Source organism: Shewanella sp. MF05956, assembly GCF_059758055.1.
Genome location: NZ_JCAYNV010000001.1, coordinates 359,103 through 371,714, shown reverse-complemented (window position 1 = coordinate 371,714; position 12,612 = coordinate 359,103). Strand labels below are relative to the sequence as shown.

Annotated in this window: 6 protein-coding genes; all 6 read left to right on the top strand. The window is 46.1% G+C overall.

Translation table 11 applies throughout. The features are described from left to right. The first annotated feature begins 37 nt into the window (after positions 1-37). From AC19MX_RS01505 to AC19MX_RS01480, 6 genes are read left to right on the top strand one after another with little or no spacing between them, the layout of a single operon-like run. The gene (locus tag AC19MX_RS01505) at positions 38-1,957 is read left to right on the top strand and encodes a hypothetical protein (RefSeq protein WP_498296333.1); all 1,920 of its coding nucleotides are present in this window, start codon (positions 38-40) and stop codon (positions 1,955-1,957) included. Positions 1,958-1,999: 42 nt separating this feature from the next. Next, entirely contained in the window at positions 2,000-2,422 is a 423-nt protein-coding gene (locus tag AC19MX_RS01500) for a GNAT family N-acetyltransferase (RefSeq protein ID WP_498296331.1), read from the top strand. A gap of 2 nt (positions 2,423-2,424) precedes the next feature. Beyond that, positions 2,425-3,336 (top strand): hypothetical protein, encoded by a 912-nt coding sequence (locus tag AC19MX_RS01495; RefSeq protein ID WP_498296329.1) that lies wholly within the window; start codon positions 2,425-2,427, stop codon positions 3,334-3,336. Between the two features lie 15 nt (positions 3,337-3,351). Further along, the gene (locus AC19MX_RS01490; RefSeq protein WP_498296327.1) at positions 3,352-3,894 is read left to right on the top strand and encodes a hypothetical protein; all 543 of its coding nucleotides are present in this window, start codon (positions 3,352-3,354) and stop codon (positions 3,892-3,894) included. After that, a complete protein-coding gene (locus AC19MX_RS01485; RefSeq protein ID WP_498296326.1) occupies positions 3,894-4,742 on the top strand; it encodes a hypothetical protein in 849 nt (282 codons plus the stop codon). Before AC19MX_RS01490 ends, AC19MX_RS01485 begins: the two co-directional genes overlap by 1 nt. Before the next feature lie 59 nt (positions 4,743-4,801). Continuing rightward, positions 4,802-12,610, top strand: a complete 7,809-nt coding sequence (locus AC19MX_RS01480) for an LPD38 domain-containing protein (RefSeq protein ID WP_498296324.1) — start codon at positions 4,802-4,804, stop codon at positions 12,608-12,610. The last annotated feature ends 2 nt before the right edge of the window (positions 12,611-12,612 follow it).

Below are 12,612 nucleotides of genomic sequence, written 5' to 3'. Positions count from 1 at the left end.
TGACAACTTTCAAACTCTAATTAGGAGTTTATTTACCATGCAACAAATTACCCCTGTTCAAAGCGCTGCTTTGGATACGCCTTTGCCTGCGCCGCAGAAATCTACCAACAAGACGGTTTACCCTGTTAGTGCAACTGGCAGTGATGCGCAGCTAGGTTTGTTAAGTAAAGCGACCAATGGCAAGGATGGCTTGAATAATCAGTATGCAGGGCAGAAAGCCACGTATAACGGCAATGCAGATCAGCCTGGCTTTGGCTTTAATGGCACAAGCAACGGAACCAATAGCGGCACAACTGATGCACAGGCTAAAGCGCCGCAGCAAGTATCACAACAGCAACCTGGTCGAATGCCGCCTAAGCCTGGCACAACCTATACCGGCGGTAATGAAAATAGTGCGACAACTCCACCAAAATCAACTAATCAAAGTAATCAAGGTAATACTAATAGTGATTATTTAGTGCCGCCTATGAATGCGGCCCAAAACAATTATCAGAATGCACAGTACAACTCCGTAACTGGTGAGGCGCTAGCTAATGCGCCTAAGATGAACGTTCCTACTTCTAGTTATCAGAATGCACAGTACAACTCCGTAACTGGTGAGGCGCTAGCTAATGCGCCTAAGATGAACGTTCCTACTTCTAGTTTTGTAGGGAATAACTATTCATCTGACGGGTACACTGGAACGCAAACGAATAATAGTTATGATTACACGCCTAACAATGATTCTTTGGTGCAAAATCAGATCACTGGTTTGCTTAATCCAAACAGCGATATGATGAAAAAGGTCATCGCTAATGCGCAAGCTTATAGCGCATCTAGAGGGCTGCAGTCTAGTTCAATTGGCAATGAAACGGCTTTGTCATCAATGATAGATAAAGCTTTACCTATTGCTCAACAAGACGCGCAAACCTATGGTCAAGCGCAAACTCTAGGATGGCAACAACAATTTACCAATGATCAAGATAATGCTAATCGCACACATGAAGCGTCGATGGCAGATAAGCAGGGATTTATTAATAACGCCTTGCAAAATAATCAAATGCAATGGCAGAGCCAAGAAAAAGGGCTTGATAGAATCCAACAAGCAGAACTTGAAGATCTCAAGTACAAACAATCTCTTGGAACGCTTGATGCTGAGGGCGCCCAAAGACTTCAAGAGCTTAACGCGCAGCAGTCTTGGCAGAGCCAAGAAAAAGGGCTTGATAGAATCCAACAAGCAGAACTTGAAGATCTCAAGTACAAACAATCACTTGGAACACTTGATGCGCAAGGCGCACAAAGACTTCAAGAGCTTAACGCGCAGCAGTCTTGGCAAACTGGTGAGAATAACGTTAACAGAGACTTTCAAACGCAGCTTGCAGATCTCCAATACAGGCAGCAGCTTGGTACGTTGGATAAGCAGCAAGAATTGCAGCTTATCCAAATGGAAAAGAGCGCCAGCATTCAGGCTGAGCGCGACGCCATCCTAAACAAGTACCAGGTTGAACTAAATGATTTACAGAACGATCAGCGATGGAAAGAATTAACCGCTCAAATCGATTCGCAAGTGTCATTGCGCCAAATGGAATTAAGCCATGATATGCAGATCCAGTATGGTAACAGCATTGGTGATGCCACGAACGCCGCGCTTAATGCAATTGGTTTGGCGATGAACAACGCCAACATGACCAAAGAACAGCAAGCGGCAGCAGTTACCGAGATCATGAACTCGCTTAATATGCAAACTAACATGCTCGGCATTTTGTATGGTGCTATCCCTGCGCCTGCGCCTGGCACTGCAACTGGCACAAACACTGGTCCAGCCACAGGCATTCGCAACCCGAATTTGCCTCAAATCCCTTATACACCAACAACAACACCAGGCACCAGCGTTACTGGTACTGGGAATAGTGGTTCGTCAGGCGGCGGATCTTCCGGCGGCGGTGGTACTTACAAGCCAGGCCAAAAGCAAAAGTAGGTTTCAATGATTAGGAACGCAACACATAGCGATATAGCAGTAATGCTAGATATTGGACGCGAGACGTTAAAAAACTCGCCTAGCTATCCGGTTGATATGGACGACTACAAGGCGAGCTATTCTATTCGTCGTTGTATTTCAGACCGCAATATGTGTGCATTTGTTGCCGAAGTAGACGGTAAAGTGGTCGGGTTTATCTTGGGTATCCAAGAAGAACATTTTTTTAGTCGCGAATGCTACGCGACAGATTTGGTGTTTTGTGTAAACAAAGAACACGCAGAACAAGCGGTTTGGTTATTGCGCCGTTTCTTGCGATGGGCCAAGGGCTTTAACAAGGTTAAGAGCATCATGCTAGGAATTAGTTCAGGCATGGATCACGATGGCAGACTAGGTGAACTGTATAAAAAACATGGGTTCAGTCATGCCGGTGGTTTGTTTGTAAACATTATTGGTGACGGGGTATAAATATGAGTGCAGTTGGCAAAGCGTTTAAAAAGGTACGAAAGTTTGCAAGCAAAATTACTGGCAAACTCGATCCAGTATTTAAGTGGGTCCACGAAAAAACCAAAAAGATCCGAGAAAAGATTGAGGCCAGCCCAGTATTTAAAGTTGTTGCAGCCGCAGTGCTTATCTATTTTGGAGGTGCAGCACTGATCTCGATGGGATCGGGAGGCACGGCAGCAGCCGGAATGAGTTCAGCATGGGGCGGTGTTACTGGTGCGGGGTCTGCGATTGCAGGCGGTAACTTTGCGGCGGCGGGGTCAGCAATTGCAGGTGGCTGGACGGGCGCGGTAGGTGCGGGGGCGGCAGCGGCAGGAACAGCAGCCGGTACAATTGGCGCAGGCACTACAGCGGCGACAACGGGCGCGACAACGGCGGCGACAGGAGCCACTACGGCAGCAACAACAGGAGCGACAACCGCAGCGACCGCAGGCACAGCAGCGGCAGAGATTGGCGGCGGTGTTTGGGGTGCAGGTAACGGTGTTGCACTATCAGAGGCAGCAGGCTTAGGTGCGGCAGAACTTGGTACAGCGGGTGTTGGTTCCATGGCTGGTGTGACAACTGCAGGGACCGCAGCAGGCGCAACCGCAGCGGGAGGCATGACAGCAGCAGAGGGCTTACTTTACAGTGCAGGTATTCAGGCTGGTACGTCACTCATTGGTAATGCGATGCAAGGCAAAGCCGCCGAAGATGCTGAAAAAGAAGCACGTAAGCGTATGACTTATTGGGGTGTAGATGGCGAGGGTGAGGGTCAATCACTTAACGTTGGCGGTCTGCTTAACAAAATTCAGCTTGCGCCTATGTCTAGTGTAACTCCGTATGGCTCGCAAGTTAGCCAGCCGACAACCCTAGATCAACTAGCTAAAACGGTGGGCTAAACGATGGATGCTAAATTGAAACAACCCCAGGACCAGGAATTAGAAAGCGAAGAACTGACCGAACAGGAAGAAGCTGAGCTTGCGCAGGCGTTAGATTTGTCATTGCAAGTTATTCATGGTGAGGGCAAAACCGGTGATGAAATCGCTAAAATGGTCCTGCAAACTGAAAATGTGGCTGATGGCATCGGCGGCGCAATTGCTACCGTTCTGCTAATCGTGTCAAAGAAAATGCAGTTTAGTGATGACATTAAACTGATTTTGGCACAAGAAATTTTCATGGAACTAACCCAGTCAGCCGTTGACGCCGGCGCGCTATCAGAAGATGAAATAAACGACGACTTCATTGATAGAACATTGAGCAAAGCCTACACCAACTATTTGTCTGCGAAAGAAAGTATGGGTGAACTTGACCCTAACGAGCTAAAGCTTTCTGTTGAACAGGCTGAAAAAGAGGGTGAGGAGCTCGGTATTGTTAAGAAGTCAGCAGCGCAGCCGCAGCAACAAGCGCCTAACCAGGCACAAGGCTTGTTGTCACGCATTCAAAGTGGAGGTGTCTAATGTCACTATTAGCTGGTTTAGGCAGGGGCTTAGTTGAAGCAGGCCAAGCCGTTGGCCGAAACATGAACGCTTACGTTCAAATGCTAAGCGATGAAGAACGCGAACGTATGCGCCAGGCTAGCATGGAAAAGCGTTGGGCCGTTGAAGATGCTCGATACAATGCTCGTGTTAAAAAGGAAGATCAACGCTACAAAGACGGGCAAGCCAAAGACGACGAACGCTACAAAGACACTGTTAAGCGTTATGAAGCGGCGACTCGAAGTCAAAAAGATGCGAATGCGCGCGCAGGTGAGCGTGAAGCTGTTAATGCATTGTCGTCAGGCATTGAGCGACTAGACAAGATCCGTGCTGATAAAGAAGCGCAGATCAAAGAAATGTTTGTTGACCCAATGACCAAGATGGTAACGGACCAAGAGGGCTACCGTGCGGCAATGGCTGAGCTACGCAGCATGTACACGACTAGCGCGGCTGAACTGGTGCAGCGCTCAGGTCTTGATGAAAGCCTAGTAAACAAATACGGGTTCTCTACCTACCTACCAAGCAAGCAAGAAGCGCCAGCCGCAACAGTACCAGCAGCCATCACTGCAGAGCCAACAACACAAATGCCTGATATTAGCAGCTTTGTTAATAAGATCCGTGGCGGCGGTGAGCAAAAGCCAGGCGCGACAGATGCGAACTACAACCAGTTAACCGGCAAAGATGCAGCACTTGAATACCTGTTAAATGACCGAGGGCAAACTAATAAGCCAGTTGGCTTGCTCAGTCCTGAACAAATAAAGCGCCAAGAACAGTTAAAGCAAAGCGGCATTCAATCCGCTTACGGTGCAGCAGCGTTACCCACCTATTAGTTTTCTCCCAAGGCAATTTCGCCCGTCCCATGTGACGGGCTTTTTTTTGGAGTTTTTAAATGTCTCTAATCGATTTCGACCCAAGCAAGTACGCCACAGGCGCAGCCAAAACAGCACCAACACAAGAACAAGGTCGCTTTGGCGATGTGGTAGATAGCGTTCAAGCGGGTGCGGCTTCTGGCCTGGGTGGTATTTTTGATTTCTTTGGTGCATCGAGCATGGCTAAGTCGTTTTACGGCCTGGCTGATGACCAATACCAACAAATGTCGCAACGTGGCCAGGATGCCATGAGCAAGAGCATTTTTACCAATGACGAAAACGGTGATATTGCATTAGGTGAGGGCGCAACGGATTTAGATACCTGGTTACTTGGTATGGCGAACGTTGCCGGTCAGTTTGTCCCAACGGCTATTCCTGGCGCGGGGATCGCGGGTGCAGCGACAAAAGCAGCAAGCCTAGGCGCTAAAGGTGCCAAAGTCGCCCAGGCGGTAAGTATGGGTGGTACTGGTGGCGCAGCCGCTACCGGTCAAGCGATGGAACAAGCGCGCGGCGAAGTCATGCAGATCCCTGACAGCTTACTGGCTGACTCGTCCGTGTTTGCTCAAAAATTCTTAGAAGTGGACCAAGCACAGCCACAAGCAAGCGATATTGATAAGTGGAATACAGCCAAGGCGCAACTTGCAGAGCAGGTAGCAAGTGAAGTGCGCGCAGATCCTAAAGTGTTACTGGCTAACTTTGCCGCTTCCGCTATTGGCGACCCAATTATCGGCCGAGCCCTAACCGGTGCGCGATTGGCTAAGTCTGGTGCATTTCGTAGTGCGGTTTATGGTGGCGTGACTGAGGGTGTAACAGAAGCCGTCCAAGCGGGTACAAGTCAGTATGGTGTTGATGATGCTGTATCGCGCATTGACAACCGTGATCCTATGGCTAACGTGGCACAAGCAGCGTTAAACGATGCAGCTATGGGCGGCGCGTTCGGTGCGGGTGCAGGCTTTACCGGTGGTTTACTTAATCGTGTACCTAAAGAGCCAGTAACCAACCCAAGTGCTGATGCTATTCGTGATTCAAACCCAACATTAGCCGGTGCAATGGATGCAATGGCACAGCAAGCAGAAAACCGTCGAGGTGATCTCGCACCAGGACCAGCACCACAACAGCCAATTTTTGATGAACAACAAGCCGCACAAGCATACGGCTTTAATGATAACGGCGTTAACTTTGATCAACCAGCCGCAGCAAGACGCGCAGGCATGGGCGATACAATGCAAACAGGTTCATATGGTGATCAGGCTATTGCGCGTGATAATGCAGTTCGTGGCCGTAGCTTTCCCGTTGTACCAGGTCAAAACGTATCACCAGTGGCGCAAGCACTTGATGATGTTAGAGCCCTTACGGATAACCGTGTCGGTGGTGAGTGGCTTGGTCCTGAAAGCCAAGGCCGTAGCGCAGTAACCGGATTGCTTGGCACTAACGCTATCGACAGTGAAACCCTAGCAGCACAACAAGCTCGTGAAGCGACAGCAGCGCAAGACCCAACACCATTAACGCAGTCTACTACCATTTTTGGTACTGATGACCGGTCACAACAAGCCGCTAAAGAGTTTGCCGATACTGTAGGGCGTTATACCGCTAAACAGCCAAAGCAGATTACTGACAAGGGCATTGTCTTTGCTGATGACCAAAGCGGCGTAACCGTTAAAGGTAATGGATTGCCGTTCGGCAGTGCTAAAGAAGCATTAAGCAGCAAGAAAGCGCGCCAGGCTAAACGTGATGGTGTAGCGATTGAAGCGGTAAAGCTACCTAAAGGTTACGGCTGGTCCGCTATTCAGAAGCAAGAGCCTATCAATGCCGCTGTTGATAATAATGTTGCTATGGATAATCAAGTTGAAGCATTAGAGGCGGGTAATAATGTTAATACTGCTTCAACAATTAATGATTCCACACCTAAAGCAGACACAGAATTAGAGCCGACAGTAGAGGCAGGACCAGCAGCAGACTTGTCCGGCGATAAAATTGATAAAGAATGGACAGCCTTTGCGCCTGAAACGGGAACCTTAAATATTCCTCGTGCTGAAATGCCACAGATTAAGTCTGAACATCGCGGAGCTATGGTTAACTTTATGAATGCTCGTGGCATTGAACATGCTAAAGAAGAAGTTCAAGCCGATTCGTTAAAGCCAACGCAAACCGAGTTTTCTCCTGAAAAAGTTAAAAAAGCTATGGGCTTTACTGATAATGACCGCTCAATCTTAGTGTCATCAGATAACTATGTTTTAGACGGGCATCATCAATGGTTAGCTAAGCGTGAAAACAAAGAACCAATCAAGGTGATCAGGCTTAACGCACCAATTAAAGAACTTATTACTTTGGCTAATGAGTTTCCTAGCTCAAATAAAGAAGCTGATACTCAACAAGTTAGTAATCAAAAAACTAACGCGCTGCCTGAAAAACCAATTACAAATAGTAATGACACAACCAATTTGCCTGCGGTTTTACGCATGTCTAAAACAAAGTGGGTTCAAGCAGAAGCTAAATCGCAAGGCATTAAAAATGGATCTCCTGGCTTTGACTCTGCTATAGCTAAAATCAATGAATCGTATGAGCCTGCTATTGATAAAGCGCTTGCTGAGTCATCATTTGAAACCTATCAAAAATTTAATAATGATACGCCAGAAAGTATCAACAGAATGGCTTATGACGAACTAAGAAAAGAGTTTGATGTAACCGATAAAGCGCCAACAAAACAAGTAAAACAAGATGGCTCGTTAGAACAAAGTATTCAGGACGATGTTGAAGCAGCATTTAATGAATTGCAGGCCGAGTCCAATCAAGTTCCCAAAAAGGGAACTGAACCGAAAGCCGGCAACGTCCAAGATGATGCGGAAGCTACAGATTTAGTAACACCAGAAGTAACACCAAGTGCCAAAGTTGTTGCCGATAAGAACAACGCTGATGCTAAGCCATTAGATCCAATTGCAGACTTTGGCGAAAAGCTAGGTGGTGCCAAAAAGGACACTTGGGGCGGCTTTGATGAAGCAATTAAAGATGATCACAATACCTCTGAATTACCACTAAGTAAGTCTTGGCCAGAGCCAGATTACAAAGCGCTTGAAGATGGTGGTGCAGATAAAGAAATACTAGCCCTCATTGCTGCCATGCGCGCAGAAATCCCCGCAAAACCTCGCCTTAATCACAAGGTTAAACGTTGGAGTGACAACGTTAATATGCTCAAAGGCTTTGCTCGCGCACTGTTAAGCGGTGCATTGCCTAAAGATGAAACCACCAAAGGCATGAGCTTAAAGTCTGGTGAACTGAAAGCAATCGTTAGAACCGCCAAGGTATTGGCAAAAGCTGATACGGCAAACCTTAAATCTATTGCTGATTACCGGATCCGCTCTGGAAGTTTTGGCGTGTTCAATAGCATCAGATACAACCCTGAAAAAGTATTTTATTTCATTACTCGAAATGGTCGCACTGATTACAATAACTCGAGCGATAAACTATCAGATGTTGAAGCGGCATTAGAAAAAATAATTAGCAAAGAACAGTCTGCTGATAAAACCGGCAAGCAAAGCAATGTCAGTGTTTATTCAGACCGCTACACTAAGCAAGTATTCCTAGGCTGGAAAGGTTCATCTGGTGTGTTACGTATTCAAAACTTTGAGACATTTAGTGATGCGCGTGAATACCTTAAAGATAATCGCCAGGATGTTGAAGCTAAGTTAGCCAAAATAAAAAGCACACCTAACGAACGCCGAGCGGTAAACAATGCTCGCATTGGTCCTGAAAGATTTGCAGGCAATGTTACACCTGAAATATTTGCAGAAGCATTTGGTTTTCGCGGTGTCGAGTTTGGCAACTGGGTTGAGCAAGGCAAACGTCAAAAGGATTTAAACCAGGCATATGATGGCTTAATGGACTTAGCTGATTTACTTGGAGTTGATCCATTAGCTATCTCACTCAATGGTGATCTTGGACTTGCATTTGGTGCGAGGGGTTCTGGCGGTACTAACCCTGCAGCTGCGCATTATGAACGTGGCAAAATGGTGATCAACCTAACTAAGAAAAACGGTTCTGGCTCATTGGCGCATGAGTGGTATCACGCATTAGATAACTACTTATCTAAAAAGCGTGGCGATTCAGATTCATTCATTTCGGAACGACCATACGAGCTTACCAACAAAGGTGTTCGCAAGGAATTGCTCGCAGCCTTTAAAACGGTACAAGCTGCCATTCATAAAAGCGATATGGTTAAGCGCTCCAAAGAATTGGATAAGCGCAGATCTAAAGCATACTGGTCAACTGATGCTGAGTTAGGCGCGAGATCGTTTGAAAGCTTTATCATTAGCGAATTAGACCGCAAAGGTTTTGCAAATGACTATTTAGCCAATGTTGTACCGGAAGATGGCTGGATGACAGCCGATGAAAACACGCCGGATTATCCATACCCTACCAAGTCAGAACAAGCCGCTATCGATTCAGCATACCAACAGCTATTCGACAAGATTGATACAAAGAAAACCGAAAAAGGTATTGAGTTCTTTTCTAAAGATAACAAACCTAATAAATCAAAAATTAAAGGTACATTAAGCCGTAACATGGTTGACAGAGTTGTTAGCAATACCATGAAAAAACTGCATGGTGGTGGTGGCATAACAGTAAAGGTGATCAATAGCATTGCCGATTTTGAACAACACCTAAAGTTACCAAGTGGCAGTTTAAGTGACGGCGTAATTTATGGCGCCTATGACGAAAAGCGCCATATTGCTTATATTATTGCCGACAGCCATTCAACCACAGAAGAGTTAAGGCAAACAGTCACTCATGAGGTATTAGCACATGGTGGTTTGCAAGGCACTATTGGCGGTGACAAATATCAATCATTTATTGACAGAATTCTTGCCAGCCGTGGCAAAAAAGACTTTGCCGATATTTGGGATAAAATTGATAAAGACTACGCAGGCGTTAGCGATCGTATAAAAGCAGAAGAAGTATTTGCCAATTTTGTGCAAAACCAACCAGAAACGGGCAGTGTAAAACAATGGTGGAACGCCTTGCTCACTTGGTTACGCAGGCAGCTTGAACAGGTCGGCGTGTTAACGCAACAGTCTACCAAAAATGATATGCTCGATATGATAAATGCCATCACTAAAGGCTTTAAGCGTGAGCAAGATAACGCTGTAACACCGAGTAGTAATAATAGTGACATGGCATACAGCAAAGGTGAGTCAGCAAATTCCGCTAAAGAAACAGCAAGCGATCTCGTTTTTAGCAAAACGGCCGACGAACCAGACACCCGTACAGCAAAAGAAAAACTGGGAATAACTGAACAAACCAAAGAAACAGTAAGCGAAAAAATAAAACAGAACTACCACAATACTGCCGACACCTTAAAGAGTGCACCATTTTGGCAGCGCATGAACGAGGGTATTTTTGACGGACTAAGCGGTATTAAAAACGCCGAAATTGCAGCCGGTATTACGGACCCAAATCAAATGGGTTACGTGTCTGCGCGCCTGGCGTCTGGTCTTGCCGATGTATTGCATGGCACATTCCATTATGGCGCCCCGGTGTGGAAAGATGGCGTAGTGCAGCGCAAAGAAAATACCAAGGGATTACTTGAAGTGCTTGGAACGCTACCAGAGGGTGAACTCAATAACTGGCTTGCCTGGATGGGTGCTAATCGTGCTAAACAACTAAAAGCCGAGGGCAGAGAAAACAACTTAACCCAAGCTGATATTGACGAGCTGTTAGCCCTTGCTGACGGCAAGGAAGCCGAGTTTGAATCAGTACGTACTGAGTACAACAAAATCAACTCAGCTGTTTTGGATATGGCTCAAGAAGCAGGCTTATTAAGTCAGGCGCAACGCGATAGCTTTGACGAAGAATACTATGTGCCGTTTTTCCGTGAAATGGATCAAGATCCAGAAATGCAAGATATTGCCTCTATGGTAGTCGCGCCATTCACTAAAAAAGGCTTAGCCGGTCAGTCTGCAAAAATCAAAGAGTTGAAAGGCGGTAAGCAGTCTACTAAGGACTTGCTTGAAAACATTATTCATCGCCAGGCGACTATGATTGATGCGTCACTGAAAAACAAAGCCATGATAGAAATATCCGACAACCTAGATGGCACAGGATTTATGGCATCAACTGACTCAGCAGAATTTGCTGAATTATCGCAAGCTGAGCTAAATAAAATTCAGCGCGTGAAAGTGATGCGTGATGGCAAGCCAACAACTTATGTTGTATCTGACCCCGCATTGCTGCGTGGCTTAATGTCGGTTAACGACGCAGGAAGCAGAGCATTACTCAACAGGGTAGGCCGAGCGGCTAAACGCTTTTTAACAACCGGTATTACCTTGTCGCCTGATTTTATCTTTAAAAACTTTGTGCGTGATGCGGCTCATGCCTGGATGATTAACAAGGATGACTTTAAGCTAGGTACTGATTCAATCAAAGGCATACGCAAAGCATTTAAAGAAGATGAAAATTATCGTGATTTGATTTTCTCAGGTGCAGCGTTCCAGGGTGGTTATGTTCATGGAGCTGATCCCGAAGCAGCGGCGCAGCAAATACGCCGTGCGTTACGTGAAAAAGGGTTAACTAAGAATGAAACAGACAATTATCTAAAATCAATTGCAACAAGTGGACTTTCATTACTAGAAAGGTATCGCAATGCCAGCGACAAGCTTGAAAATGCCAACCGTTTAGCGACTTACGAGTCTGCATTAAATGCGGGTAAGACTAGACGTCAAGCCGCTTATGAGTCAAAAGACTTAATGGATTATTCCCTAAAAGGGAACTTTACCCTGATCTCAACGATGATTGATTTTTTGCCATTCTTTAATGCGCGCCTGCAGGGGTTAAGTAAGTTAGTCCGTGCATCTGCTGCGGGGGATAACGATAGAGTGCTGAAAGTGTTATCAGCTAACCTGGCAATGAAAGGCATAAAGGTGGCTGCATTCTCACTAGCATTGGCTGCAATGAACGATGACGATGACCGTTATAAAGAGCTACCAGATTGGGACAAAGATACTAACTGGCACTTCTGGTTAGGTGATGATCATGTTCGTATCCCTAAGCCGTTCGAATTAGGCATTGTGTTTGGCACATTGCCAGAGCGCTTATTTGGGTTTGGTACAGGCTCACAAACCGGTAATGATTTAGGCAAGTCAGTATTGCATGCGCTTTCAAGTACGTTAGCGTTAAACCCTATTCCTCAATTTGCTATGCCAGTAGTAGAAACATGGTTGAATTATTCGTTTTTCAAAGATTCAAGTATTGAGGGTATGGGCGACGAGAATCGTTTAGCTGGTGATCGTTATAATGCTTACACCAGCGACACAGCGCGTGAGCTAGGCAAGGCAATTAATGTATCACCTAAAAAAATAGAACACTGGATCAAAGGCTACACTGGCACGCTTGGCGGTTATGTATTGGGTATGTCTGATGTTATTGCGCGTCAAATACTAGGCACTGAAACAGCGGAAACACCAATTAGTCGTTACCCAGTAATCAAAGCGTTTTATGGTGGCGATGCTCCTGCCGGTTCAACGTACTTTCAAAGTGAGTTTTATGATGCGCTTGATAATGCTAACCAAGTATATGGCAGTTATAAGCGCGCAATGGAAGAACAAGACTCTAGCCGCATGATGGAGTTGCTTGAAGATAACCGCGACAAACTAGGCGCAAGAATTGCCCTTAATCGAGTGCAGCGCCAGGTGTCAAAGCTCAGTAACCAGCAGCAAACGATCAGCAATAGCAATGCAAGCAGTACAGAAAAACGCAAGCAGCTTGACGAATTAACCCGTCAGAAAAACGCAATTTATCAAGCTGCCTATATTGGCTTTAAGCTGAGAGAGTGGTAATT

Coding starts and splice junctions, on each gene's coding strand:
- AC19MX_RS01505 (WP_498296333.1), top strand. CDS start 38: ATGCAACAAATTACCCCTGTTCAAAGCGCTGCTTTGGATACGCCTTTG.
- AC19MX_RS01485 (WP_498296326.1), top strand. CDS start 3,894: ATGTCACTATTAGCTGGTTTAGGCAGGGGCTTAGTTGAAGCAGGCCAA.
- AC19MX_RS01500 (WP_498296331.1), top strand. CDS start 2,000: ATGCTAGATATTGGACGCGAGACGTTAAAAAACTCGCCTAGCTATCCG.
- AC19MX_RS01480 (WP_498296324.1), top strand. CDS start 4,802: ATGTCTCTAATCGATTTCGACCCAAGCAAGTACGCCACAGGCGCAGCC.
- AC19MX_RS01495 (WP_498296329.1), top strand. CDS start 2,425: ATGAGTGCAGTTGGCAAAGCGTTTAAAAAGGTACGAAAGTTTGCAAGC.